This window comes from Ligaoa zhengdingensis (assembly GCF_014384885.1).
In the GTDB taxonomy this organism is placed as follows: Bacteria; Bacillota; Clostridia; order Oscillospirales; family Ruminococcaceae; genus Ligaoa; species Ligaoa zhengdingensis.
Window position 1 is genome coordinate 179,043 of record NZ_JACRST010000002.1, and the last position, 24,833, is coordinate 203,875.

Here is a 24,833-nt window from a genome sequence, read left to right on the forward strand (position 1 = left end):
GACGGTTTTTGTGGTTTTTTGACGAGAAGTGGAAGCCGGCCGCGGGATGGGCGCGCGCCGGTTCGGTTCGGCGCGCCCCGTCACGGCCGGGAACAGTGCGGTAAGTACAAATCTTTGCGATCAGTCGCAGTGGCAATCCTGTTCGCGCGGGGGAAAGAAATCGCCTGTGGGGAATTTAATCGCTTTGAACACTTCGCAGGGGTCGTCGGTGGTGGTGATGCATTCCTTGTCGGGGATACAGAAGTCGTAAGCCGGCACCATCATCTGCACGCTGCGCTCCAACTGCACGATGGTGAACATGCCGATGGTGACATACACGCATTTTTCCGGGGTGCATCCGCCGAAATCGCCCTTGAAGTTGCAGCAGATCTCCTTGGGGATTTCCACATGGCAGGGGCAGCAGTCATGGCAGGGGCAGACGCGCGCGGAGAGCACGATCGGGTCTACCACCGAGACGCAGGCGGTGGGCATATTGGTGCTGTACTGGTTGGGATGATCCGAGCAGTAGACGCGGACGTTGCCCTCGCTGCCGTACAGAATCACCTTTTTGGTGAAGTACGCCAGGCCGTCCAGGATGCAGGGCGTGCTGCTGGCGGCGGTGTAAACCTGTACCTTAACCGAGAAGAAGAAGGTGATATCGACCGAGTAGAAGCCCTTATTAAAGGGCACCGGTTCCACATCCAGGTACACATTCAGAATTTCCGCACTTTTGGCCTTCAGGTTGTTGCAGCCGTCGATAATCGCCTGATCTTCCGGCACAAAGAATACCTGAAGGTCTTCCAGGCAGTCCTTGGCGCTGCAGCTGTCATAGATACGCTTGGTATCAATGCAGACTGCTTCTTTAAACAGGTTATTTCCGCAGCCGCTATTGCTGGTAGTTGCTTTCGGTTCAGCCATAATAATCCTCCTATTACTTATTGAAGAGTGCACTTCAATAACATAATATGAGGTCAAAGGATTTATGTGATTAATTTTCGTCCATCGCCGGCCCGCGGAAGGGCATTTTTCCCCACAACAAAGCCATCCCCGCCCGGGGATACCGGACAGGGATGGAAAATCAGCCGTATAAGTGCATCACGCCTTGATATCGAAGGTATCGGACGAGAAATCGAGGCTCTCCTTGACTTGGGTGCCGAAGACCTCCCACTCGCCGCTTCCGCTGTTGTAATGCATGGTGACGATCTGGTAGTTGCCGCCTGCGAACCACTTGCTGTCGTCGCTCTTGTATGCATAGTCATAATCCGCCTGGACGTTGAAGGTGGCGTACAATTCGCCGTCCTTCTCATAGCGGTCGATGCTGCGGCGGTCGAAGGTCATCGCGTGGAAGTCGAACAGCAGGTCCTTGTTGTAGGCCTCCATCTTTTGCAGCAGATCCTCGCGGTAAGCCTCGCTCACCCCTTTGATGAGCTCGGGCTTCCACTGGTTGATCGCATCGAGGTAGGACAGGTAGAAGCTGTAAAACCGCGGGCCCAGACTGTTGATCAACTGGCGGTTGGTCATCTCAGCCGGGCTGGCCGGATTGGGGTTCTGCGCCTCCTGCTGGGCGATGTAATCGACCGCTTCGATCTGATCGCCCCCTCCAGCGACGGTGAAATCCTGGGTATACTGGTCGCAGCGGATGGTCACCTGCATCCCTTCAAACGCGGGATGCAGCACGATAAAGCCGCCTTCGGGCTGGATAGAGGAGGATTTTCCGTCTACCAGCACCTCCAAACCGGTTTCCGTGCCGGCCAGCTCGACCTCGAGCGATGCGACCCCTTGCCCCAGCGAGACCTCCACCGGTACGGTGGAGGAAAAGCTGCCCGTGAGTTCGGCCCGGCCCAGCTCATATTCGGGGCCGTAGGCGCTGTACACCGCGTGGATAGTGTGGGACCCCGGCGACACCTTGAGCAACAGCCCGCCCTCCGCTAAGTCGGCGGACACGGCCTTGTCGTCCACGTAGAGGGTCATATCCTCCACTGCGGTCTGCACTTTGACCTGTACCGGGCTCACCTTCACCACGTATTTCTGTGAAAACAGGGTGTCCTTGGTCTGCTTGAGGGAAAAACAGCTATATGTCTCGTTATATCCGCCCATCGCATCCCCCTGGGATGAGAGCAGATGGTCCTTCAACGCGGACAGGTCCATGTCCTCCCGCATCGACGCCACCATCCGAGCCACGTCCTCCGACGAGGACAGCCCGCTGCCCGCTGTCTCGATGTTGGCCACCACATAGCTGTTGTCCCCCTGCGCTACCGCGTCCACAAACGCATCCACCGCCTTTTGAGGGGCGTTGGCCGCATTCATTTTGAGCAGCACAAACCCGATCGCACCCGCCAACGCCAAAACCAGCGCGGCCACGGTCATCCAAATCACGCCGGAGCCGTGCGAGGACCGCTTCTTCGGCTTCTGTGTGGAAACAGCGGCGGCCGGTTTTTCCCGCTTCTGTACCGGCAAGGGTTCCGGGATCGGAAGATCCCTCGCTTCCTCGTTCAGCTCCGATGCGGCAGGGAAATCCAACACCGCCACCGGAGCGGCGGATGGTTCTGGCGCAGCGGCCTGGACAGCCGCCTCCGGTTCCGCCTTTATCTCTACTGCTGAGGGTGGTGCCACAGCGGATTCCATCGGAATCTCCTCTTCAACCTCTTCGCTGATCGCCTGCCGCCACAGCTCCTCGGGCGTAAGCCGGGGAGCGGCCGGTTCGGGTTCCGAATGCTGCTCGGCGCGGTGCGCCGCACGGGGAGCACGCTGCGGCAACTCAGGTTCCGCCGCCGGCTCCGGCACGGGTGCAACCACAAGGCTCTCGCCGCATTCCGGGCAGAACTTGGCCCCCGGCAACGGCAAGGGGTTCCCGCAGAATGGACAATATTTCATCTGATTCACTCGCTTTCTCTCATTTCATCCCAATGCGCATTACAGGAACGAAACCGCTCCTATAATTTTTTTAGCTTTGCAAAATTTGCCATCAATTTTTTGGTGCCGCCGCGTTCAAACGCGGCTTCCACCAGCAGGTCGTTGGCCATCGGCGTCACCGAGAGCACCATGCCCTCGCCGAACACCTTGTGGGCCACCAGGTCGCCCGGCTTGAGGTCGATCTTCGCCGCCACTGGCTGGGTCGCTTCCACTGAGGAAAGCCCGCCCGTGCGGATGGCGCGCGACTCCTGCTGCGGGTAGGCGGATACACGGTGCTGCACCACGGTGGCGTCCTCCACATCCAGCAGCTCCTTGGGGATTTCACCCACAAAGCGCGACAGCCGGTTGCGGGTGGTCTGGCCGAACAACAGGCGCTGAGCCGCCGTGGTGAGATACAACCGTTTTTTGGCCCGGGTGATGCCCACATAGGCGAGCCTCCGCTCCTCCTCGATCTCGGACGGGGAGTTCATCGACATGCGGCCCGGGAAGATGCCCTCCTCTGCGCCCGCCAGAAACACATACGGGAACTCCAGGCCTTTGGCGGAGTGCATTGTCATCATCAACACCGTATCGTCGTCCAGATCGGTGCGGTCCATATCGGTATAAAGCGCGACCTCCTCCAAAAACTGCGAGAGGTCGCCGTCCTCGTTTTCTTCCTCAAATTTGACCATTGTGGATTTGAGCTCCTCGATATTTTCCAGACGCGTCTGACCCTCAAAGCCCTGCGCCAGCAGATACAGGTGATAGCCTGTGCGGGACATGACCTCGTCCAGCAGTGTGCTGAGCGGCTCGTCCTCCGCGGTCTTCTGCAGTTCCAGGATCATCTGCACAAACTCGCCGAGCGGTTTTGTCTTTTTTTGCATCGCCGCATAGCTTTCGGCGTTGGCGATCACCTCAAACAGTGGGATCCCCAGCTGCGCCGAAATCTGTTCGGCCGCTGCGACGGTGCTGTCGCCGATGCCGCGCTTGGGCTCGTTGATGATGCGCTTCAGACGCACGCTGTCGCTGGGGTTGTTGATGACGCTCAGATAGGCCACCATGTCGCGGATCTCCTTGCGCTCGAAGAAGCGCAGGCCGCCGATAATTTTGTAGGGCACCCCCGCTTTGACGAATGCGCGTTCGATCATGTTGGACTGCGCATTCATCCGGTAGAGCACCGCATGATCCTTGTATTTGGCCCCGTTTTCCACATTTTTGAGCACGGTGTCCACGATGAACCTGGCCTCCCCCTGCTCGTCGGCCGCGCGGTAGAGCTGCACCTGCTCGCCGCTGTCGTTCTGGGTCCAGAGGGTTTTGCCCTTGCGCTCGGTGTTGTGAGCGATCACCGCGTTGGCAGCGTCGAGGATGCGCTGGGTGCAGCGGTAGTTCTGTTCCAGCCTGATCACCTTGGCGCCGGGGAACTGGTTTTCAAAGCTCAGAATATTTTCGATGGTGGCGCCCCGGAACTTGTAGATGCTCTGGTCGTCATCCCCCACTACGCAGAGATTTTTATGCCTGCCCGCCAACAGGCTGACCAATTGGTACTGGGCGTGGTTGGTGTCCTGGTATTCGTCCACCATGATGTATTTATAGCGGTTCTGATAGTGCTCCAACACGTCGGGGTACTGCTGAAACAGCCTCACCGTCAGGAGGATGATGTCGTCAAAATCCACCGCGTTGGCGCTCTTCAGGGTATTTTGGTAGCTGCGGTAGATCTTCGCGATAACCCCCATGCGGTAGTCCCCGTTCGATCCCTCCGCAAGCTGCTCCGGGCCGAGCAGCTCATCCTTGGCCCGGCCGATCACCGAGAGCACCGATTTGGGCGGAAAGGTGCGGTCGTCCACATTCAGCGACTTCATCGCGTCCTTAACCACCCGCAGGCTGTCGTCGGTGTCGTAGATCGTGAAGCTCTTTCCATAGCCGAGCGGTTCGATCTCCCGCCGCAGGATGCGCACACAGGCGCTGTGAAACGTTGCGGCCATCACGTCGTTGGCGCTGTCGCCCAGCATCGCAGCGAGCCGCTCCTTGAGCTCCCCCGCCGCTTTGTTGGTGAAGGTGATTGCCAGAATGTTCCACGGCTTGGGCCTGTCCTCGCTGATGATTTCAGCCAGGCGTTCCTCATCTGTCTGGCTGCCCGCTGCAAAATCGCGCAGATAGGCGATATTCTCCTCGGTGAGCCAGGACGGCACCCCCTCTGTGCTGGCGGCCCGGCCAAACCGCACCAGATTGGCCACGCGGTTGACCAGCACCGTGGTTTTGCCGCTGCCCGCGCCGGCCAGGATCAGCACCGGGCCGTCTGTTTGCAGCACCGCCTCGCGCTGCCGGTCGTTCATGCGCGCAAACACCCGTTTCAGCGCAGCCTGTTTGAGCGTCTGATATTCCTGTGATGTGATATTAACCATGATTCCTCCCAAAAGCGCCGCCAAACCGGGCAGCGTTAGAAACACTGACGTTTGTCTTGTGGCTATGACAGCGCGAACACACAATATGCAGTGATGTCATAGGCCCGCCTACCGGACGGCCGCAAAATAAAAGATGAAAATCGCTTTTCGGTTATTATAGCATAAATCAGGCCAAAAGCGGAACTTCGCTTTCGCAATCGTCATAAACGATTATCCGCCCTGCGGGCGAAGCCCGCTTCCACTGAAACAACCGCATTGCGGCGCTGCCGCGCCGCTGTTGCACAAAACGCGACAACCAAACGGCAGGCCGTTTGGTTTACGATTATTATAGCATACTGCGTCGAAAAAGGGAACAAGGCTGCCCGTCAAAAACGAACAGCCTTGCAAAATTTTACCAAATAAATCTCTTATTTCAAGATAGCCAGCAACACGCCCGCCGCAACAGCAGAACCGATGACGCCCGCCACGTTGGGGCCCATCGCATGCATGAGCAGGAAGTTGGAGGGGTTCTCCTGCTGGCCGACCTTCTGGGAAACGCGCGCCGCCATGGGAACCGCCGAGACGCCGGCCGAACCGATCAGCGGGTTGACCTTGCCGCCGGTTACAACGCACATCAGCTTGCCGAACAGCACGCCGCCCGCGGTGCCGAAGCTAAACGCGATCAGGCCGAGCACCACAATGCCGAGGGTCTTGGGGGACAGGAAGTTGGCAGCAGTCGCAGTTGCGCCGACCGACACGCCCAGGAAGATGGTGACGATGTTCATCAGCTCGTTCTGAGCGGTCTTGACCAGGCGATCCACCACGCCGGACTCCTTCATCAGGTTGCCGAGCATCAACATGCCGACCAGCGGAGCCGCGTCGGGCACGATGAACGAAACCACGATGGTGGTGAGCACCGGGAATGCCAGCTTCTCAATTCTGGAAACGGGACGGAGCTGCTCCATAACGATCATGCGCTCCTTTTTGGTGGTGAGCGCTTTCATGATGGGGGGCTGGATCAGCGGGACCAGCGCCATGTACGAGTACGCCGCGACCGCGATGGAACCGAGCAGGCCCGGGGCGAGGGTCTTAGCCACATAGATGGCGGTGGGGCCGTCCGCGCCGCCGATGATGCCGATGGCGCCCGCGTCAGCAGCGGTGAAGCCGATCGTCTCGGGAAACGCTGCGCCCAGCGCCAGCGCGCCGAAGAAGGTGAGGAAGATACCGAGCTGAGCCGCCGCGCCCAGCAGGAAGCTCTTGGGGTTTGCGATCAGCGGGCCGAAGTCGGTCATCGCGCCGATACCCAGGAAGATGAGCGGCGGATAGACGCCCAGCTTGACGCCTAAGTACAGGATATCCAAAAGACCGCCGTGGTTCATAATCTCCATGGCGTTCATCACCGAACCGTCGGCCTGGATTTGGAAGAATTCGGGGTGGTACATACCCGCCATCGGCAGGTTGGTGAGCAGCATGCCGAACGCGATGGGGATGAGCAGCAGGGGCTCAAACCCTTTTTTGATCGCGAGGTAAAACAGCACGCAGGAAATCAAAATCATCACCAGCTGCAGTAGGCCTTCGGTGGTCGCGAGCTGGGGAAACGCGGATTTTGCAATGATGCCCTGAACGGCTTCCACGAAGCCATTGATTATCTCCATAGTCTCTCTGTTCCTTTCTTGCAGTTAGTCGTCCGTGTCGATCAAGGCCAGCCCGGATTAAAACGGGCTGGTGTTCTGCTGCATCCCCGCCAGGCTCCAGACAGAACGGCCGCGCGCGGTTTCTTTCGCCCGGCGCACGCTGTGGATGGCAAAGCCGGAGCCGCCCAACACAGCGGCAATGGAAGCGGAGATCACCGCGACAACCTCATCCGAGATGCCGTCTTCGACGATCTGCGCCGGGACCGCCTTGGGTGCAGGGGACGCCGCCTTTACCGGGTCACCGGATTTATTGTTTTTTTTTGCGTTTACGGCGCTGTCCATGATCTTGCCGAACGCCATTACGATGAGCGTCAGGATAATCAGGACCAAAAAGACGATGCTGATGCCCGAAAGGATCACAGTCCACGCGAGTGTAAAGTCCATAAATCTATCTCCTTTTCCATAATATACAATTCTTTTTTCGATTTTTTGGTTTGCCCGCCAAAAATCGAAATCAAATTTATTATAGTACAAAATGAATTTTTTTTCAATTCTTTTGGAACAAAATATTGACTTTTTTTAAACAATCTTTTCGTACAAAAAGTGGGGAGGACGGCTTTCGCCGTCCTCCCCAAAGCTCAAAACCTCAAACAAAGGGTATTCACTTGATTATTTCTGGCTGTCCAAAAAACGCTTGTGCGCCTCGCGCAGCTCCTCGCTGGTCGCCTCGGGGCAGGTGGGATTGCAGTGCGCCCACACGCCGGTCTCGCTGGAGGCGTTGAACTTGATCTTGTCGGCCGAGCGCATCGGCGGGAAGAACTCGATGTGGAAATGCCAGTAGGCGCTGGTGTCCTCGCCGTTGACCGGCGCGTTGTGCATACACATCATGTACGGGAAGCGGTAGCCGAACAGGCTGTCGAGCATGCCCACCGTCTGCTTCAGGCAGACCGCGAGATCCTTCTTCTCCGCGTCGGTGAGCTCCGCGATGTTGCCCACATGGCGGTTGGCGAAGATGTACACGCCGTAGGGATACTCGGTGAAGAACGGCAGGAACACCGTGAAGTGCTCGGTCTGGAAGATCACGCGCTTCTGGAACGCGAGCTCCTCCTTGAGCATCCGGCAGTAGATGCACTCGTTTTCCTTGGCGAGATGCTCCTTGGCGGACTCCATCTCCAGCTCAATCTTCTTGGGCACGAAGGGATAGCCGTAGATCTGGCCGTGGGGGTGGGGCATGGTGACGCCCACCGCCTCGCCGCGGTTTTCAAAGATGAACACATATTTGATCTTCTCGTCCTTCGAGAGCTCGGTGAAACGCTCGCTCCAGAGGTCCACCAGCTTGGCGACATGCTCGTCGCTCAACTCGGGCAAAGTGGTGGTGTGGCCGGGCGAGTACAGAATGACCTCGCACTTGCCGTAGGCATCGGCGGTTTTGAAGAAGCCGTTCGCCACGTCGTCGGGCACCGGCGGGTTTTGGGAAAGCGCCGGGAAGTCGTTGTCATATTCCAGCACCTCGTAGCTCTTGGGAACCTTGTCGTTGTCCGGCCCCGGGCAGAACGGGCACCAATCCTTCGGCATCTGCGGGCGCGCCTGCCGGTGCGATGCGATCATCACCCAATCCCTGGTAAAGGGATGCCATCTCAATTCAGCCATCTTATGTATCCTCCTCTATTCCAAACACCAGTTGTTATTCTTTGATCTCCACTTTGATGCCGCCCACCGGACGGATGCTCAGGACGTAACATTTGCCCTCGCCGAATACCTTCTCCATAAAGCTCTTATACTCCTCCAGCATCCCGTTGGGCACAAACGCCTGGATGGTACCCGCGAAGCCTCCGCCGTGTACGCGCCATGCGCCCTTGCCCGCCAGCAGCTTCTCGGAGAGCGCCAGCGCCAGCGAAAGTCCCTGCTCGCTGGGGAGCTTTGTGGTGAACACGTTTTGCAGGTAATTAAACGAGGACTGGCCGGAGGCCAAAATCAATTCTTTGAAGGCGTCGAAGTCGCCTGCGCGCAGCGCATCGGCCTCAGCCTTGGCGCGGTCGTTGTCCGCGAAGAAGTGGATGGCGCGCAGTGCGGCGCGGTCGCCGGCCTCCTTGCGGATTTCAGCCAGCTTGTCGTAGAACACGTCCTGATCCACGTCGCGCAGCACCGTCTTGCCGCACATGGCCGCCACCTGTTTCATCTCAGCCGGGATGTCGGCATAATCGGAGGTGAGGTCGGCGTGGTTGCCGCCGGTATCGACGATGCAGAGGGAGTAGCCCGAATGCGCAAAGTCAAAATCGATCTTCTCCACCACCGGGTGGGCCGGGTCTTTGAAGTCGATGGCGGTGAAGCCGCCCACCGACGAAGCGGTCTGGTCCATCAGGCCGCAGGGCTTGCCGAAGTAGTGGTTCTCAGCGTACTGGCCGATCTGCGCGATCTCCACAGCGCTGATGGCGCCATCGTTGTAGACATGGCTGAGGACGGTGCCGACCAGTACCTCGAATGCGGCCGAGCTGGAAAGGCCCGAGCCCTTGAGCACGTTGGAGGTGGTGTAGGCGTCGAAGCCGCCGATCTTGTAGCCGAGGTCGCTGAAGCGCGCCGCAATGCCGCGGATGAGGGAGGCCGCCTTGTTGATCTCCTTCTGCTGTACCGACAGATCCGAGAGATCGATTTCATCCATGGCGTAGCCCTCGGATTTGATGCGGATGACCCCTTCGTCGTTCTTTGAGCAGACAGCGATCACATCGAGGTTGACGCTGCCCGCCAGCACCCTGCCGTGCTGGTGGTCGGTGTGGTTGCCGCCCACCTCGGTGCGGCCGGGCGCGCTGAAGAACTCCACCTCGCGCTCTTTGCCGTAGAGACCCTCAAACTCGGTCACCGCCTTCTGATAGCGCGCCGCCTGCTGTGCAGCGCCCGCCTCGTCGGCGGTATAAATGTAAGAAAACAAATCGGCGCAACCGCCCGCCTGCAAAATCTGCATTGCTTTTTCCGTTTTCATACCAATTGCTCCTTTCTTGCGATATCTTTATGGATTCTATATGGAATCCATAACCATTCAATTAATTTAACTGTAACATTTCTTTCCGCCGATACGCAATTTCATAAGCAGTCAAGTTTATGGATAATTGTTGCGATTTGTCGGATGATCGGTTATACTGGTGATGGCAGGCTTTGATTGCAACAGGAAAGTGGGTGATCGATTGGCAGGCAATTCCTACAAACACTCGTTCAAACCGAAAATTCGTGAGAATCTTGGGCTCGCGGTTTACAACTGCGGATTCCAAAAATGCGAGGGCGGATATACCTGGGGACCGGCGCTGCGGGACCACTATCTCATCCATTATGTCACGGCTGGGAAGGGCGTTTACAAGGTGGACGGCCACACCTATGAGCTGCACGCGGGCATGATGTTCGCTGTTTTTGAGTCTTCGGTGGTGAGCTACACCGCGGATCTCGACGACCCCTGGGAATACTACTGGGTTGGGTTCAACGGCACCGATGCGGAGCGGCTGGTGAAGCTGCTGCCCTTCAGCAAGGAAATGCCTGTGTTGGACGCGCCCAACAGCGAGGTGTTCCGCTCAGCCCTGCTCGACATCTACAACAACGCGGGTTCCGGCCCGGCCGACGAAGCGAAGATGGTCGGGTATCTCTACCTGTTCCTCTCTGCGCTGATCGCACTCTCGTCCAGCGGCGAAAAGTATTCCTCCTCGGGCGCTTTGTATGTGGAGAACGCCCTCCGGTTTATCCGCTACAACTACTCCCGCAAGATCGACATCTGCGACATCGCGGCCAACATCGGCGTGTCCCGCTCGCACCTCTACCGCATCTTTGTGAAGCATCTGTCCATGTCCCCCAACGAGTATCTCGCCAGGTTCCGCATCAACGAGGCCTGCGCCCTACTGCGCAGCTCCTCCCTCTCGATCGGCGAGATCGCCAACTCGGTGGGCTTTGACGATCAGCTCTATTTTTCGCGCGTGTTCAAGAAATACAAGGGGGTCGCGCCCAGCCGCTACATCGCGCAGACCGAACCGGACGGCAAAGCCCCTCCCGCTCCCGCGGCCAAGCGCGGGGTCTAACCTGCCGCAGCGCCGCATAGGCTGTGTCGAACCGGGAAAGGCGGGGAGACGGCCATGCGTGTGATTCTAAATTTTCTAAAGGTGGATTCAACCATGACGTTTGAAAAATTATGGGATTTATTTTTAAAGTGGGCCGCTGCTGCGATTCCCCCCATTTTGACCGCAGCCGTCGTATTTCTCATCGGCTGGTTCCTCATCAAGCTGGTGATGCGGATGCTCGACAAGGGTCTGAAGCGCAGCAAGCTGGATGTGACGCTGCACGCCTTTGTCAAATCGCTGGTGCGCATCTCGCTCATTGTACTGCTGGGCATCTCCTGCGCAACCATGACCGGGCTGGTGGACCCCGCTTCGGTGGTGACAGCGCTCGGTGCGGTGGGCCTGGCCCTCTCGCTCGCGGTGAAGGACAGCCTGACCAACCTCGCGGGCGGCCTGATCCTGCTGGCTGCAAAGCCGTTTGTGGTGGGGGATTACATCGAAGCGGACGGCATCGGCGGCACCGTAGCCAAAATCGACCTGGTGCATACCATGCTGCGCACCGTGGACAACAAGGAAATTTTCATCCCGAACGGCCAGATGAGCAACGCCAAGGTGGTGAACTATTCGGCTGAGCCGCTGCGCCGGGTCGATCTGGAGTTCACGATCGATTACTCGGACGACTTTGAACATGCGAAGTCGGTGATCGGCGAGGTATTGCAACAGCACCCGCTGGCCCTCAAGGATCCCGCGCCGACCGTGCGGCTGCTGCGGCACGATGCGAGCGCGCTGGTGATCGTCTGCCGCGCATGGGTGGACGGCGCCAAGTACTGGGACCTCTATTTTGACCTGATGGAGCAGGTCAAAACGCGGTTCGACGAAGAAGGCATCTCGATCCCGTTCAACCAGTTGGATGTACATGTAAAACAATAAGCAAAAGGCCGGGTGGCAGCTGCCATCCGGCCTTTTTTGTGCGGCTTTAACCGTTCTGCTGGGCCAAATACTTCTGCTTGGCCTGGGTGATCTTGTTTTGGTCGGCTGCTTCCATCTGATACCAGCCGCGCTTTTGCATTTCCAGGAAAATCTCATGTTGAATCTGGTGCTCCTCGTTGAGGATGTTCATAAAGTCGGTTTTCAGCACCGGGGTGGCACACTCGTTGGCATAGGTGTTGTATCCATCGGTGATGAACTTTTGAGAACAGAGCGCGTCGTCCATCATTTCGCGGTCGCCAAACTGATTGGTATTGATCTGCATTCCGTTTCCCTCCTTAGCTCAAGTGGCCCATAAGTTTATTGAAGTGGTCCTGGTGCTTGGCGGCAACCTGCTCGCATTTCGACTTCAGCTGCGGATCGGTGGCCGACTGCGCGTACATCTTGTACTTCTTAATCAGGGTCTGTTCCGCGCTCAACTGGTCCTCGATCGCGGAAAGCTCTTTGGATGTGATGCTCGCCATCGTTTCAACCTCCCATTTTTCCCAAAATGCGCCTGCGGGGAACTCACAAAAGGCGTTGCGGCAAAACCATCTGCGGCGATCGCTTTGCCGCCGGCCTTCGCAATCGACAGGCGCACTCTTAGTTTGTATCGGGTCGGTGCTTTAATGTGTGGAAATATTTTTGAGGGCGTTTTCTCCCGTAGAGGAAAATTTTGCATCATTAATTTTTAGATTTTGCCGGCATCCGCAGGCCGATCAGCCGCAAGGTATCCCGCAAGATCGCCTCGCTGGCGACATCGATCATCAGCCACCGTCCGCCCATACCCGAAGGGGTGTTCCTGTAAAGCTCCCGTGTATACGGGTCGGCATCCAACAGCAGGAATTCCGCCTCGTTCTGTTCCCGGTCGCTCACCACCACCATGCAGCGAAACCCTCCGCAATTCGGGTAGAGGGTGCAGACAGCTCTGCCGCCCTTTTTGTACTTGACATTCCAGCCGGGCGCCATCGAACAGCGGCTGTATTCGACGCGTGGTGAAACGCCGTAGCTCCGTTCGATCTCGCCGCACAGGCGGGTCCACAGCGGGTTACCGACCGCCTCGGCGATCTGCTCCATCGTGGGCTGGTTGGTAATGGGATAGGTTTCGTTCCAGTTCATGGTTGTACCTCCTCTGGTTTTGTATTTGGCGTTCTCATCAAGCAGTATACCACAGAAACCCCGAGCAAACAAAAATGCGGGGAGGAAAACCTCTCCGCACCTTTGTTTGCAGCCCGAACGCCCGCTTGTTTAGGGTTATTGTAGTTTTTTTGCGGTCCCCAAGGCCGCTGGCAACTCGTATCCACAGCACCATGTGCACGAATCCAAATTAAAATTCCTTTCGCTGATAAAAGTAGACCGACAACAGATAGGAGAAAATCAGCAACGCGACCGCCATCACCGGCAACACCGCGCCCATCCAAAAGAGCATCTGTTCCTCGCTGGGCGGGTCGATGCCGAGTTGGGAAAGCAGCAGAAAGCCCACAAACGGCACCGCGATCAGCGCCATGAGCAAAAACCGGCCCTTCTCCACGCCGAGCTTGTAGCACAGTGGGAGCGCCACCGCAAGGTAAAGCACCGCGACGCTGGCGATCATCCCGAGCGCGTACCATCCTCCCTCGCTTTCGACATCCGGCTGAAGCCGCTGCTGCACCACCATCACCGCGGCGCTGAGCAGGCCGCAGACGGCCAGGGCCAGCAGGGCGAGCAGATACCGGGCCGTCACCACCTGCCGCCGGCTGACCGGGAGCGACAGGCAGTAGGCGTCCCACTTGGCGTAATCGTCGTAACTGAACAGGCTGACCGGCAGCATCACCGCGAACATCATGATGATTGAGGAGAACATGGTGCTGTTGCGGGAGGTCAGTCCAAAGATCAGGTAGAACACCGCCATCACCGCGAGCACCCGCAGGTAGCTCTTCAAATTATAGAGATCCTTGAGCAGCAGCGCTTTCATCTGCGGTCACCTCCCACCGTATCGGTCATGATATCGTCCAGCGAGGCCGGGTCGATCACCAGGCCGGGGCATTGCCGCTCCACCGCCCGCCGGTCGTTCACCAGCACTTCGCAGCCAAAGCGGTTTTGCCGCATCCCTGAGCGATAGCGCGCGTCGATCTGCGCCCACTCCCCTTCGGCACAGCGCGCCACGCCATAGCGCTCGAGCAGCGCGTCCTTTTGCTCGCTGAGCACAACCCTGCCCTCGTGCAAAAAGGTGATGTAGTCCGCGATCTTTTCGAGGTCCCCCGTGATGTGGGAGGACAGCAGAATCCCGTGCTCCTCATCCTGGATGAAATCGAGAAACACATCGAGGATCTCCCCGCGCACCACCGGGTCGAGGCCGCTGGTGGGCTCATCGAGCAGCAGCAGCCTGGGGTGATGCGCGAGCGCCGCCGCGATAGCCAGCTTCATCCTCATGCCGCTGGAGAACTCCTTCACCTTTTTCTTTTCCGGCAGGTGGAACCGTCCGAGGTAGCTGCGGTAGAGCGCGTCGTCCCAGTTGCGATAGGCCGCGCGCAGGATGCGGCCGATCTCGATGGGGTTGAGCATGAAATAGAAAAAGCTGTCGTCCAGCACCACGCCCAAATCCTGCTTGAGCGCGCTGCCGCCGGTGTTGTCCCCGCCGAGCAGGCTGATCTCGCCGCTGTCGCGCCTGACCGCGCCGATAATCGCCTTGATGGTGGTGGTCTTGCCCGCGCCGTTTTCGCCGATCAGGCCCATGATGCTGCCCTTGGGCAGCTCAAACGACACGTCCGTCAGGGCAAAGCCGCTGTATTGCTTGCACAGATGGCTGACTTTTAAAATGGTATCCATGGTTACTCCTCCGTATTGTAGATGAGCGACAGCATTTCGGCGAGCTCCGCGTGGGAGATGCCCGCCCGCTTCGCCACCTCGGCCGCCTGTTGCAGATAACCCTCCGCCTGCCGGAGGTGTTCCTCCCGGATCAGCTCGAGGTTGCCCCCCGCCACAAAGCTGCCCTTGCCGGTGACTGTCTCGATGAAGCCGTCCCGCTCGAGATCCTCGTAGGCGCGCTTGGTGGTGATGACGCTGATGCGCAGCTCCTTGGCCAGCAGGCGCATGGAGGGGAGCGCTTCCCCCTCGCGCAGCTGGCCGGTGATGATCTGCGCCTTGATCTGCGACGCGATCTGTTCGTAAATAGGTTTCCCGCTGGAATTGCTGATGATGATGTCCATGATCGAGCTCCAATCATATTGTATATATACTACATATACACTTATAACACCAGATATGTGTTTTGTCAAGAGGATTTTTCTGAGAAAACAAAAAAGCAGGAGAATCCGCTTCTCCTGCTTCTCATCCTGTTTTACCTCGAGTGGGGGTACAAAATCGAATCCACAATGCCGTCGCTGAACTCGTCGGTGAAGTCGAACAGCTTACCGGTGCCGATCGCCACACACTCCTCGGAGTTGGGCGCGAGGTACGCCTCAATTTTGAGCACCTTGCGCACCAGCTCAGGCAGGCCGTGCAGCTTTGCGCCGCCGCCCGTGAGCACAATGCCGTTGTTAATCATGTCGCCCACCAGCTCGGGCGGGGTGCGCTCGATCACCGACCGCACCGCCTGCAAAATCTGGATCACCGGATCCATGAGCGCCTCGCGCACCTCGCTGCGGCGGATGGTGCGCTTCTGCGGCAGGCCGGACATCAGGTTGCGGCCGCGGAAGTCCATCTCCATCTCCTCCAGCTTGGGGGCCACGCTGCCCACGCCGATCTTGATGCTTTCGGCGGTGCGCTTGCCGATGAGCACGTTGTAATTGTCGCGCACATATTTGATGATAATTTCGTCAAAGCGGTTGCCCGCCACCTTGAGCGACGCCTTGGTGACGATGCCGTTGAGGGAAAGCACCGCCACATCGGTGGTGCCGCCGCCGATATCCAGGATGATGTTGCCGTTGGCGCGGTTGATGTCCACCCCCGCGCCGATGGCGGCCGCGACTGGTTCCTCCACGAGGTAGACCTTGCGCGCGCCCGCCACCACAGCCGCGTCTATCACCGCGCGGCTCTCCACATCGGTGATGCCCGACGGCACACAGATGGCCACGCGCGGCTTGACCATGCTGCTCTCGCTGACCTTCTTGAGAAAATACTTCACCATCTGCTCGCACAGCTCGTAGTCGGCGATTACACCGTCGGCCAGCGGGCAGACCGCCCGGATTTTGTCCGGGGTTTTGCCCAGCATGGACGCCGCCTCGCTACCCACCGCCAAAAGCTGGCCGGTGCGCGTGTTGACCGCCACCACCGACGGCTCCTTGAGGCAGATGCCCTTCTCCTTCGTATAGATCAGCACCGTTGTGGTGCCCAAATCGATTCCAATATCAATGTTGCTCATAGTCCCATGTTCCTCCGAAGCCGCTCATTGCCCAATCTTTCACTAGTATATCGTTTTTTTCAACACGTTTCAACAAATAAATTTTGAATAAAGTGCTAATTTGGACGCAATCAGCCGGCCGGACCGGCTGCTGGAGTGGCGAGCACCGCGGCAGCGCACACCCGCTTGGCGCCCGCCGCCTTCAGGGTTGCGGCGCACTCGCACAGGGTCGCGCCGGTGGTGACAATGTCGTCCACCAACAGGATGGATTTGCCCGCGGCCAATTCCGCCGCCGCGCGATAGACCCCTTTGACATTCTGCTCCCGCTCCTCCCTGGATAAGGTGTGCTGGATGCGGTTGTGCAGCAGCTTTTGCAGGGCGCGCTCGTCGCAGGGCAGCCCCATCCGTTCGGCCAGGCGCTGCGCGATGTATGCCGACTGATTGAAGCCGCGCTCCCGCCGGGACGCCTTGTGCAACGGCACGGGCAGGACAAAATCGAACGAGCGCCCGGCATAGTATGCGCACACAGCGGCTTCAAACCCTTCGCGCAGCTCCAGATCGTAGCAGCGCAGCTGGCGGTGAAATTTGAACTCCCGCATCAACGCCGCGCCCGCGTCCTGATAGAGGTATGCGGCCGCCAGGCCGTCGAGCGGCGGCACAAGCGGCGCCGCTGGGTCGTCGCGCAAGCGCAGGGTGGGGCGGCAGCCGTCGCACAGCACGCCGCGGGCGATCACCTCGCCGCAGCAGGCGCAGCGCGGCGGAAACAGCAGGTCGAGCAGGGCCTCCAGCACGCGCGGCCCGCTCATGTCTCCTGCGGCGGGTACGGGATTTTGCCGTGCTCCGCTTCAAATTCGCGGATTCCCTCCCTGATAAAGTAAAGCACTTGACCATTGCCGGAGCGGCCCTCGTATTTTGCAATATAGCGCAGCTTGTAATGCGTTTCAGGATCAATCGTCATGCCGAGATGTTTTTCGTCCTTCATCGAATCCTCTCCAACTCAAACCATACTTAAAATAAGATATATCAAGTACAGTTTAAGTCTTATTCTGAGAATTATGACGAAATAGTCTTGAAACCATCTCGATTTAAGATTGAAAAATTTTCATCCCGGCCCGCCCGCGCCGCCCATCGGGTCCTGTTCTGCGCGCAGCAAGCGCGCCAGGTTGGTGTAGCGCAGCGTCTTTTTGTTGTTATCCACCATGTAATAGACGCTGGACTCCTCCCCCAGCAGGATCAGCAGCTTTTTTGCGCGGGTCACCGCCGTGTACAGCAGGTTGCGGTAATACAGGTTGCGGCTGGGCCGCCCCAGCGGCAGGATCACCGCCTCAAACTCGCTGCCCTGCGATTTGTGCACCGTCACCGCGTAGGCCAACTCCAGCTCGTTGGCCATGTCGAAGCTGTATTCCGCCTGCTTGTCGTCGAAGCGCAGCAGCATCATGCGCGCGCCCCGGTCGATCTGCAAAATCTCCCCGATATCCCCGTTGAAGATGCCGGTGCCGCCCTCGCCGCCCTCGCGGTCCCACACGATGTCGTAGTTATTGCGGATCTGCATCACCTTGTCACCCGTGCGGAAGGTGTAACCGCCGAACACAAACTCCTGCTTGTGCGCCGCGGGCGGATTGAGCCGGCGCTGCAACCGCCGGTTGAGCTCCATCGTGCCCAGCTCCCCCTTGCGGGTGGGCGACAGCACCTGGATATCCCACAACGCGGAGAAGCCGTAGGCCGCGGGCAAACGCCGCGCCACCAGGTCCTCCAGCGTGGCGGCCGCCGCCTCGGACGAAGGGCTGCGCAGAAAGAAGAAGTCGTTGTCCCGCACCCGCAGGTCGGGGTGCTCCCCACGCACGATCTGGTGCGCGTTGGTGACGATCAGGCTCTGCGCGGCCTGGCGGAAGATTTCCTTCAGCTGCACGGAACACAGCACGTCCGAATCGATCAGGTCGCGCAGCACATTGCCCGCGCCCACGCTGGGGAGCTGGTCGGCGTCCCCCACCAGCACCAGCCGGCAGGACAGCCGCATCGCCCGCAGCAGGCTTTCAAACAGCAGCGTGTCCACCATCGACATCTCGTCCACAATCAGGACATCCGCGTCGAGCGGGTTGCGCTCGTTGCGCTTGAAGGTCACCGCATCGCCCGCGCGGAAATCCACCTCCAGCAGCCGGTGGATGGTCTTTGCCTCCCGCCCGGTCATCTCGGTCATGCGCTTGGCCGCGCGCCCGGTGGGAGCGGCCAGCAGCACCTTCTCCCCCATCTGCTCGAACAGCTCGATGATGGCGTTGATGATGGTGGTCTTACCGGTGCCCGGCCCGCCAGTGAGCAGGAATACGCCGTTTGTGAGCGCCCCCACGATCGCCCGCTTTTGCAGCGCCTCATAGCGGATGGAGAAGCTCTCCTCCAGCGCCGCGATCTGCGGGGCGTAGTCGGGCGGCTCGGGGTTGGCAAACGCGCTGCGCACAATCATCAGCCGCCCCGCGATATAGCGCTCGGCGCAGAACAGCTCCGGCAGATACCAGAACATCCGCCCGTCGATCTCCATCCGGACCAGCGCCTCCTCCCGCTCCTGCTCGTAGAGGCACTGTTCCACTGGCTCGCGTCCGGTCTCCAAAAGCTGCGCCGCAATCTTCACCAGGCTCTCCTCCGGCAGACAGGTGTGCCCGTTGCCAAGGTTGTGTCGCAGCACAAAGGCGAGCGCCGCCGCCACCCGGTGCGGGTCGTCGGGCGCGACGCCCAATTCCACAGCGATGGCGTCGGCCTGTTCAAAACCCAGGCCGATATCCCATCCGCACAGCAGGTAGGGGTTCTCGGTCAGGGTTTCCACCGAGGCACCCCCCCACTTTTTCCACACCCGCACGCAGATGGTGGGGTGCACATTAAAACGCGCCAGGAACAGCATTACCATGCGCACCCCATAGACGCGGCGGAAATCCTCCGCGATCTCCGCCGCCTTTTTGGGGGAGATGCCCCGCACCTCGGTGAGGCGCTCGGGGTTGTTTTCCATCACGTCCAGCGTCCGGTCGCCGAAGTGGGTGACCAGGCGCGCCGCGATCACCGGGCCGATGCCCTTGATCGACCGCGCGGAAAGATACTTCAGGATGGCGTTGGCGGTGGATGGCAGCGCCTTTTCGCAGATCGCCGCCCGGAACTGCTGCCCATAGGTGGGGTGCGCGGTGTACTCGCCGGTGAGGGTGAGGTGCTCCCCCTCGCAGACCGGCTCGGCGAGCTCCCCCACCACGGTGACCAGGTCGCGGTCGTTGTCGATCGCCAGACCGAACACGGTGAAGCCCGTGTCGTCGCTGCGGTAGGTGACATACTCCACTGTGCCCTCCAGCCGCTCCAATTCCCTTTGCTGTTCCATGCCGCCTCTCCCATCCGTACAAACCGTTTACATTTCAGTATAATACGCGTCAGCGGTTTTGTAAACCCGCGATCTGTCCCGCCAGCTCGCGGGCCCCGCACACCCTGGCGTAGCTGCATTCCTCACAAAAACTGCGACAGATGCGCAGCGTTTCCTCGTCCGCGCCGTAGTCGGCCACCAACAGCAGCGGATCGTCCCCCATCACCCCCTGCAACAGGTCGGTGTAGGCGCTGCGCAGCCGCTGCTCGATATCCGGCTCCGGGCCGAATACCGGCATCACCGCTGCAATGCGGGAGGGATGGCGCGGCTTCAAAATCCAGCGCTGCAACACCACCAGCAGATACCCCAACCCGATTGAGGCGAGCAGGCCGATCAATAACAGGATCAACGTTTTCATAAAATTACCCCCATTTCATGCCATTTTCATACCCCATCCTATGAAAATGTCCCGCCCGGGGTGAAAAACAAAACGGCGCCCGGCGGCAGCGGTCTGCCGTCGGGCGCTCACGAATGCATATTGAAATACGGGTCAGCGGCGGGCCTCCACATAGGCCTTGAGCGCATCCGCGCGGTCGGTCTTTTCCCACGCAACGTCCAGATCCTCGCGGCCCACATGGCCGTAGGCCGCCAGCTGGCGGTAGATCGGGCGGCGCAGCTCGAGGTCGCGGATGATCGCGGCCGGGCGCAGGTCGAAGACGTGCGCCGCCGCCTCGGCGAGCAACTCGTCGCTCACCGCGCCGGTGCCAAAGGTGTCCACCATCACCGAAACGGGCGCGGCCACGCCGATGGCGTAGGCCAATTGCAGCTCGCACTTTCTCGCAAGCCCCGCCGCAACGATATTTTTGGCCACCCAACGCGCCGCATACGCCGCGCTGCGGTCCACCTTGGTGGGATCTTTGCCGGAAAACGCGCCGCCGCCGTGCCGCGCATAGCCGCCGTAGGTATCCACGATGATCTTGCGGCCGGTCACGCCGCTGTCCCCCTGCGGGCCGCCGATGACAAAGCGGCCTGTGGGGTTGATGAAATAACGCGTCTTCTCGTCGAGCAGGTGGGCGGGCACCACCGGCTTCACGACATGCTCGATGATGTCCGCGCGGATGGTCTCGAGCGAAACCTCAGCCCCGTGTTGGCTGGAAACCACGATGGTGTCCACCCGTACCGGCCGGTCGTCCTCATATTCGATGGTGACCTGGGTCTTGCCGTCCGGCCGCAGGTAGGGCAGCGTGCCGTTTTTGCGCACCAGGGTCAGACGCTTGGCCAACTGATGGGCGAGTGAGATCGGCATGGGCATCAGCTCAGGGGTCTCGTCACATGCGAAGCCGAACATCATGCCCTGGTCGCCCGCGCCGGTTTCAAACGCGGCGTCCTCCTCGCCCGCCTTGGCCTCCAGCGCCTTGTCCACGCCCAGCGCGATGTCGCCGCTCTGGTCGTGGATCGAGGTGAGCACTGCGCAGGTCTGGCAGTCGAAGCCGTATTTCGCGCGGTCGTAGCCGATATCCGCGATCACGCCGCGCGCGATGCTCGGCAGATCGACATAGCAGCTTGTGGTGATCTCGCCCATCAGCAGCACCATGCCGGTGGTGACGGCTGTTTCGCACGCCACGCGCGCGTCTGGATCCCGCGCGATGATGCTGTCGAGCACCGCATCGGAAATCTGGTCGCAGATCTTGTCGGGATGCCCCTCGGTGACTGATTCGCTTGTAAAAAGATGTTTCGCCATTCTGTTTCCTCCTATCGGCCGGTCCACCGTCCCTTATCCACACCGGCGCCGGCCGCCTGTTATATTTGATATCGCCATGTTGTTTCCGGAGCAGCCGCAGCGCTCCGCCCATTTCCGGACAAAAAAAGTCTCGGCCAAAAACCGAGACTTTCCGTCATCCTCATCTCTCGGTTTCCCGCAGGATTTGGCACCTTACAAATGCAGGTTGCCGGGCATCACAGGGCCTGTTCCCTCCGCCGCTCTTGATAAGGGGTTATTCAACTGTATCTTCTATAGTATACCAATGGCGGTCTCTTTGTCAACCGTCATTTCGCCGAAACTTATACATTAAGCAATTTCCCCGTCGTTTTATACAATAAAAAGGTGAAAACAGAGTTGACGCCCGCCTTCATCAGGTTAAAGGGGATGATGACCGGCACCAGCATTTCCACCACGGCGTCCACCGGCGTCCCCATGAAGATGGGCGTGAAGATCAGGTTCATCGCCACCATCAGCAGCGTCATGGTGAGGGTACCCACACCCAGCGCGAGAATTGCAGTTTTGAAGGACTTGTTGCGGCGGTAGATCGAGCCCGCCACCAGCACATAGCCACCGGTTGCCAAAAAATGCATCAGGATGCCGATGATACCGCTGCCCGCGCTGACAGTAGTCCCTTGCAGCACCGCAACCACCAGGGTCAGGATGAGGGCCTCAACCGGACCGTAGGCGAACGCGCTGATGAACAGCGGCACGTCCGCCGGATCGTATTCGAGGAACGGAGCTGGCGGGAAGGGGATACGCACCGCCAACAGCAGCACGACTGAAAGGGCTGCCAGCATAGCGAGGCGGGTGAGCTTTTTGGTGGATGCGGATACATTCATGACAATTACCTCCTGGGCCGGTTGGGCCGAGCATAAATTTTAGAATAGCTGTCAGAAGGGTTTGGCGGCCCATGCAAACAAAAAAGCCCTCGATGATGGAATATCATCAAGGGCTCAACATGTACGCTCCAAACGGGGCCGCACCTGTTTCTTTCCTCCGGACTATACCGTCGGTATCGGATTCCAACCGATTCTGCACAATGGCTCGCGGACTTGTCGCACAAAGGCGCTTCACCGCCGGTGGGGACTTACACCCCGCCCTGAAACAGACTGTTCTATCGATATTCAGTATACGCAGCATGGCGGCCCGTGTCAAGCGTTTTTTTGCCGCAGCAGCGGGAGATAAGACAGCAACGCGAGCAGCAGGAATATGATTGCGAACAGGGTGAGCGCGGGGAGTCCCATGCTGTCGATGAGCACTCCACCCAGCCACGAACCGATGATCGAGCCGAGATAGATGGTACAGGCGCTTCCCAGTGTGATCGCGGTGGAATTGAGCTGCCGCGGCGTGTTCTGGCAGATAAACTCCATCGAGACGCCCAAAAAGCCGATGTGGGCGATCCCGCGAAAGACCATCGCCAGGATGAGCCCCTCCGCTGAGGAAAGATGGTGCAGGATCAACAGGTTGCAAAGCATCGAGGAAAGGACAATCAAGCCCGAATATTCAACGCGCGATTTGCGGTTGATCCGCCCCAGAAGGTTGAGGGTTGGCATCTCAGCAAGCGCGGTGGTACAGAGCAGCAGCGCCAACATTCCGCTGCCCTGCTGGAAGAGCGCCACATAATTGGGGAGAAAGGTCATAGTGGAGCGGAGCGCAATGTTGAAGCACAATCCGCTGAGCAAAAATAAGACATAGCGCTTTTGTCTCGCCAGCAATCCGAGCGCCTGTAGGGTACCGATAGAAGCCGCGCCGCTCCTTGGCCCGTTGCAGCAGGGCACCCCAGGGATCACCAAACAGCCTACAATTAGAGCAGAGGCCACCAGGCCATAGGAGAAAAACATCATGCGCGTGCCGAAATGCTCCATCAACGCGCCAAAGCCGAGGATGAAAAAAGCATAAAAGAAGGAGGCCATGCCCCTGGTCAGTTCAAAACGGATATAGGGGCGTTCGTCGCGCAGCAGCAGTTCCCACGCATCGATGATCGCGCTGTTGGTATTGAAAAAGGCCGAATAGACCACCACAGACAACATTGCTAGAGGCACCGTCTTCACCGTTGCGGGCAACAGAAGCGCAGCTGGTATGCTCAGGGCAGTCGCCAGCATTAAAAACTTTTTGCAGGAAAGATAGGTATCCGTGATGTAGCCGTAAACCGGTTGCAAAGCCAATGTGATGACAGCCTGTAAGGTGATGGTCAGACCGCACTCGGTGTTAGTAAAACCGTGTTCCTGCAAATAGAGAACCAGGAAATTATTGTAACAGCAAAACCCGAACTGATATAAGGATTGCACCAAAGTAAAGCCGATATTTTCCCTTTTTATCGCGGTCTTTAGAAAAGATGTCATCCCGTTTCTCCATTTTCAAGTTACTTTTTGTTTTATCGTAGCACATCCCTCCTGAGAATACAATTCGTATCCTCACCAAAAAATCACGCTCTTACGTAAAACGTGGGACACACTCAACGCGGCCCTATAAGAACCATTAACCAGCAGCACCTAACGGTCGTCAGCCGCACTTGGCGTTACTTTTTACTGATTGGATTATCCGCAGGCATTGAATGGATCTTCATATTCTTTGAAACTCATTGGATATGCTTCTTCATCCTCGCTTCATTCCCACCTGCTGTGTTCACATAATGCCCCTTTGTCCAAAATGCCCCCTCCATTTTTCCACTGTCATAGCAGATAGTTACCTTGCCAAATGAAGCGGGGCGGCCAAATTGGCCGCCCCGCTTCATGGGAAAAATATAAGAAAGGAAAAATGAGAAAGCTGTGTCAGATTTCGTTGCTGTTTCTGCGGCGGTAGATGGCCACCACCAGCACCGCACCAGCCAACAGAACCGCTGCTATCGCCGCGATGGTCCAGCCGGGCAAGCTGTTTTCGGCTTGCACTTCGCTCGCGCCGCCGATCGTCTCGCTCGCACTGTTCGCTTCGCCAGCAGGCGCCGCCGCGTTCGGCACCGTCGCTGCTACCTCGCCGCCCGTCTCCGGGTTGGCGTTGCCGCTGCCAGCCGCATCGCCCGCAGCCGGGGTTTCGCCGTCCGCCATTGCGATGAGTTCCGCCGCGCTGTAGTACACCGCGGATGCGTCGATCGCGTAATTGCTCAGCAGGTATGCCTTTCCGCCGATCTCGATGTTCAGCGCGACACCCTTCGCCGCCGCTGCATCGATCACCGTCGCAGGCGTCATCGCTCCGCTCTCCAGCGTCGCGTTCACTGTGCCACTCTTGGCCGTGCTGTTGATCTTCTCGATGATCCCGTTCCAGTAATCGCTGTCGCTTACTTTAGAAACGGAGCCGTTCGAGCCGCCCTTCGTCTTCAGGCCCTTCACTGCGTTCGCCAGCTTGGTCGCTGCTCCGGTCAGCTCTTCTTCCGTCGCGTTTTCGTTCGCCAGCAGCGCCTTCGCTTCCGCCTGCGCTGCTTGCACCGCATTCCAGCTTGCCGCCGTGTAACGCGACGCGTTCAGCCCGTTCACTTCGGCCACCGCCTGCATGAGGCGCACCTTCGCGATCGCTCTGGTCAGCTCCGCTGCCATATCGTC

General features: G+C 58.9%; 24 protein-coding genes and 2 riboswitches. Of the genes, 2 read left to right on the plus strand and 22 right to left on the minus strand.

What is annotated here, in order from left to right; genetic code table 11:
- Positions 1–120 precede the first annotated feature (120 nt).
- The 7 genes from H8711_RS03110 to H8711_RS03140 all read right to left on the minus strand — a co-directional run bounded on the left by H8711_RS03110 (position 121) and on the right by H8711_RS03140 (position 9,863).
- Positions 121–897, minus strand: coding sequence for a hypothetical protein (locus H8711_RS03110; RefSeq protein ID WP_249282077.1), 777 nt, complete (start codon positions 895–897; stop codon positions 121–123).
- Between the two features lie 177 nt (positions 898–1,074).
- Positions 1,075–2,853 carry a zinc ribbon domain-containing protein gene (locus H8711_RS03115; protein ID WP_249282105.1) on the minus strand — a complete coding sequence of 593 codons (1,779 nt, stop codon included), beginning with the start codon at positions 2,851–2,853 and terminating at the stop codon, positions 1,075–1,077.
- A 59-nt stretch (positions 2,854–2,912) separates the two neighbouring features.
- Positions 2,913–5,273: an ATP-dependent helicase gene (locus H8711_RS03120; RefSeq protein WP_249282078.1), complete on the minus strand. Its 2,361-nt coding sequence runs from the start codon at positions 5,271–5,273 to the stop codon at positions 2,913–2,915.
- A 407-nt stretch (positions 5,274–5,680) separates the two neighbouring features.
- Positions 5,681–6,907, minus strand: coding sequence for a sodium ion-translocating decarboxylase subunit beta (locus H8711_RS03125; RefSeq protein WP_249282079.1), 1,227 nt, complete (start codon positions 6,905–6,907; stop codon positions 5,681–5,683).
- 57 nt (positions 6,908–6,964) lie between these two features.
- On the minus strand, positions 6,965–7,330 hold the full coding sequence (locus H8711_RS03130) for an OadG family protein (RefSeq protein ID WP_249282080.1): 366 nt from the start codon (positions 7,328–7,330) through the stop codon (positions 6,965–6,967).
- Positions 7,331–7,555: 225 nt separating this feature from the next.
- Positions 7,556–8,536 carry a galactose-1-phosphate uridylyltransferase gene (galT, locus tag H8711_RS03135; RefSeq protein WP_249282081.1) on the minus strand — a complete coding sequence of 327 codons (981 nt, stop codon included), beginning with the start codon at positions 8,534–8,536 and terminating at the stop codon, positions 7,556–7,558.
- Between the two features lie 34 nt (positions 8,537–8,570).
- A complete protein-coding gene (locus tag H8711_RS03140; protein ID WP_249282082.1) occupies positions 8,571–9,863 on the minus strand; it encodes a galactokinase in 1,293 nt (430 codons plus the stop codon).
- A 202-nt stretch (positions 9,864–10,065) separates the two neighbouring features.
- Between H8711_RS03140 and H8711_RS03145 the strand changes: the two genes are divergently transcribed.
- Together H8711_RS03145 and H8711_RS03150 are read left to right on the plus strand one after the other, a co-directional pair.
- Complete coding sequence (locus H8711_RS03145; protein WP_249282083.1) at positions 10,066–10,941, plus strand: AraC family transcriptional regulator; 876 nt, start codon at positions 10,066–10,068, stop codon at positions 10,939–10,941.
- Positions 10,942–11,034: 93 nt separating this feature from the next.
- Positions 11,035–11,847, plus strand: coding sequence for a mechanosensitive ion channel family protein (locus H8711_RS03150; protein WP_249282084.1), 813 nt, complete (start codon positions 11,035–11,037; stop codon positions 11,845–11,847).
- A gap of 46 nt (positions 11,848–11,893) precedes the next feature.
- Here the strand turns inward: H8711_RS03150 and H8711_RS03155 are convergent, their stop codons facing one another.
- The 15 genes from H8711_RS03155 to H8711_RS03225 all read right to left on the minus strand — a co-directional run.
- Entirely contained in the window at positions 11,894–12,169 is a 276-nt protein-coding gene (locus H8711_RS03155; RefSeq protein ID WP_249282085.1) for a spore coat protein, read from the minus strand.
- A gap of 13 nt (positions 12,170–12,182) precedes the next feature.
- Positions 12,183–12,368, minus strand: a complete 186-nt coding sequence (locus H8711_RS03160) for a ferritin family protein (protein WP_249282086.1) — start codon at positions 12,366–12,368, stop codon at positions 12,183–12,185.
- A 199-nt stretch (positions 12,369–12,567) separates the two neighbouring features.
- Positions 12,568–13,002 carry a DUF3788 domain-containing protein gene (locus tag H8711_RS03165; RefSeq protein ID WP_249282087.1) on the minus strand — a complete coding sequence of 145 codons (435 nt, stop codon included), beginning with the start codon at positions 13,000–13,002 and terminating at the stop codon, positions 12,568–12,570.
- A 208-nt stretch (positions 13,003–13,210) separates the two neighbouring features.
- On the minus strand, positions 13,211–13,837 hold the full coding sequence (locus H8711_RS03170) for an ABC-2 transporter permease (RefSeq protein ID WP_249282088.1): 627 nt from the start codon (positions 13,835–13,837) through the stop codon (positions 13,211–13,213).
- A complete protein-coding gene (locus H8711_RS03175) occupies positions 13,834–14,691 on the minus strand; it encodes an ABC transporter ATP-binding protein (protein WP_249282089.1) in 858 nt (285 codons plus the stop codon). Before H8711_RS03175 ends, H8711_RS03170 begins: the two co-directional genes overlap by 4 nt.
- A 2-nt stretch (positions 14,692–14,693) precedes the next feature.
- Positions 14,694–15,071 (minus strand): GntR family transcriptional regulator, encoded by a 378-nt coding sequence (locus H8711_RS03180; protein WP_249282090.1) that lies wholly within the window; start codon positions 15,069–15,071, stop codon positions 14,694–14,696.
- Between the two features lie 131 nt (positions 15,072–15,202).
- Positions 15,203–16,225: a rod shape-determining protein gene (gene mreB, locus H8711_RS03185; protein ID WP_249282091.1), complete on the minus strand. Its 1,023-nt coding sequence runs from the start codon at positions 16,223–16,225 to the stop codon at positions 15,203–15,205.
- A gap of 110 nt (positions 16,226–16,335) precedes the next feature.
- Entirely contained in the window at positions 16,336–17,010 is a 675-nt protein-coding gene (locus H8711_RS03190; RefSeq protein WP_249282092.1) for a ComF family protein, read from the minus strand.
- Positions 17,007–17,186 carry a hypothetical protein gene (locus H8711_RS03195; RefSeq protein ID WP_249282093.1) on the minus strand — a complete coding sequence of 60 codons (180 nt, stop codon included), beginning with the start codon at positions 17,184–17,186 and terminating at the stop codon, positions 17,007–17,009. Before H8711_RS03195 ends, H8711_RS03190 begins: the two co-directional genes overlap by 4 nt.
- Positions 17,187–17,306: 120 nt before the next feature.
- Positions 17,307–19,556 carry an SF1B family DNA helicase RecD2 gene (gene recD2, locus H8711_RS03200; protein WP_249282094.1) on the minus strand — a complete coding sequence of 750 codons (2,250 nt, stop codon included), beginning with the start codon at positions 19,554–19,556 and terminating at the stop codon, positions 17,307–17,309.
- Between the two features lie 49 nt (positions 19,557–19,605).
- Positions 19,606–19,953: a glycosyltransferase family 2 protein gene (locus H8711_RS03205; RefSeq protein WP_249282095.1), complete on the minus strand. Its 348-nt coding sequence runs from the start codon at positions 19,951–19,953 to the stop codon at positions 19,606–19,608.
- Positions 19,954–20,085: 132 nt separating this feature from the next.
- Positions 20,086–21,276 (minus strand): methionine adenosyltransferase, encoded by a 1,191-nt coding sequence (metK, locus tag H8711_RS03210; protein ID WP_249282096.1) that lies wholly within the window; start codon positions 21,274–21,276, stop codon positions 20,086–20,088.
- Between the two features lie 157 nt (positions 21,277–21,433).
- Positions 21,434–21,528: riboswitch (SAM riboswitch) on the minus strand.
- A 68-nt stretch (positions 21,529–21,596) separates the two neighbouring features.
- A complete protein-coding gene (locus H8711_RS03215; RefSeq protein ID WP_249282097.1) occupies positions 21,597–22,136 on the minus strand; it encodes an ECF transporter S component in 540 nt (179 codons plus the stop codon).
- Positions 22,137–22,277: 141 nt separating this feature from the next.
- A riboswitch (FMN riboswitch) is annotated at positions 22,278–22,408 on the minus strand.
- Between the two features lie 40 nt (positions 22,409–22,448).
- Complete coding sequence (locus H8711_RS03220; RefSeq protein WP_249282098.1) at positions 22,449–23,639, minus strand: MFS transporter; 1,191 nt, start codon at positions 23,637–23,639, stop codon at positions 22,449–22,451.
- Positions 23,640–24,068: 429 nt separating this feature from the next.
- A partial coding sequence (locus H8711_RS03225) for a hypothetical protein (protein WP_249282099.1) occupies positions 24,069–24,833 on the minus strand: 765 nt, incomplete at its 5' end.

Bases quoted from the DNA above. Each gene is read 5' to 3' on its own strand.
- H8711_RS03110 (WP_249282077.1), bottom strand. From the start codon at position 897: ATGGCTGAACCGAAAGCAACTACCAGCAATAGCGGCTGCGGAAATAAC.
- H8711_RS03115 (WP_249282105.1), bottom strand. From the start codon at position 2,853: ATGAAATATTGTCCATTCTGCGGGAACCCCTTGCCGTTGCCGGGGGCC.
- H8711_RS03120 (WP_249282078.1), bottom strand. From the start codon at position 5,273: ATGGTTAATATCACATCACAGGAATATCAGACGCTCAAACAGGCTGCG.
- H8711_RS03125 (WP_249282079.1), bottom strand. From the start codon at position 6,907: ATGGAGATAATCAATGGCTTCGTGGAAGCCGTTCAGGGCATCATTGCA.
- H8711_RS03130 (WP_249282080.1), bottom strand. From the start codon at position 7,330: ATGGACTTTACACTCGCGTGGACTGTGATCCTTTCGGGCATCAGCATC.
- galT (WP_249282081.1), bottom strand. From the start codon at position 8,536: ATGGCTGAATTGAGATGGCATCCCTTTACCAGGGATTGGGTGATGATC.
- H8711_RS03140 (WP_249282082.1), bottom strand. From the start codon at position 9,863: ATGAAAACGGAAAAAGCAATGCAGATTTTGCAGGCGGGCGGTTGCGCC.
- H8711_RS03150 (WP_249282084.1), top strand. From the start codon at position 11,035: ATGACGTTTGAAAAATTATGGGATTTATTTTTAAAGTGGGCCGCTGCT.
- H8711_RS03155 (WP_249282085.1), bottom strand. From the start codon at position 12,169: ATGCAGATCAATACCAATCAGTTTGGCGACCGCGAAATGATGGACGAC.
- H8711_RS03160 (WP_249282086.1), bottom strand. From the start codon at position 12,368: ATGGCGAGCATCACATCCAAAGAGCTTTCCGCGATCGAGGACCAGTTG.
- H8711_RS03165 (WP_249282087.1), bottom strand. From the start codon at position 13,002: ATGAACTGGAACGAAACCTATCCCATTACCAACCAGCCCACGATGGAG.
- H8711_RS03170 (WP_249282088.1), bottom strand. From the start codon at position 13,837: ATGAAAGCGCTGCTGCTCAAGGATCTCTATAATTTGAAGAGCTACCTG.
- H8711_RS03175 (WP_249282089.1), bottom strand. From the start codon at position 14,691: ATGGATACCATTTTAAAAGTCAGCCATCTGTGCAAGCAATACAGCGGC.
- H8711_RS03180 (WP_249282090.1), bottom strand. From the start codon at position 15,071: ATGGACATCATCATCAGCAATTCCAGCGGGAAACCTATTTACGAACAG.
- mreB (WP_249282091.1), bottom strand. From the start codon at position 16,225: ATGAGCAACATTGATATTGGAATCGATTTGGGCACCACAACGGTGCTG.
- H8711_RS03190 (WP_249282092.1), bottom strand. From the start codon at position 17,010: ATGAGCGGGCCGCGCGTGCTGGAGGCCCTGCTCGACCTGCTGTTTCCG.
- H8711_RS03195 (WP_249282093.1), bottom strand. From the start codon at position 17,186: ATGAAGGACGAAAAACATCTCGGCATGACGATTGATCCTGAAACGCAT.
- recD2 (WP_249282094.1), bottom strand. From the start codon at position 19,556: ATGGAACAGCAAAGGGAATTGGAGCGGCTGGAGGGCACAGTGGAGTAT.
- H8711_RS03205 (WP_249282095.1), bottom strand. From the start codon at position 19,953: ATGAAAACGTTGATCCTGTTATTGATCGGCCTGCTCGCCTCAATCGGG.
- metK (WP_249282096.1), bottom strand. From the start codon at position 21,276: ATGGCGAAACATCTTTTTACAAGCGAATCAGTCACCGAGGGGCATCCC.
- H8711_RS03215 (WP_249282097.1), bottom strand. From the start codon at position 22,136: ATGAATGTATCCGCATCCACCAAAAAGCTCACCCGCCTCGCTATGCTG.
- H8711_RS03220 (WP_249282098.1), bottom strand. From the start codon at position 23,639: ATGACATCTTTTCTAAAGACCGCGATAAAAAGGGAAAATATCGGCTTT.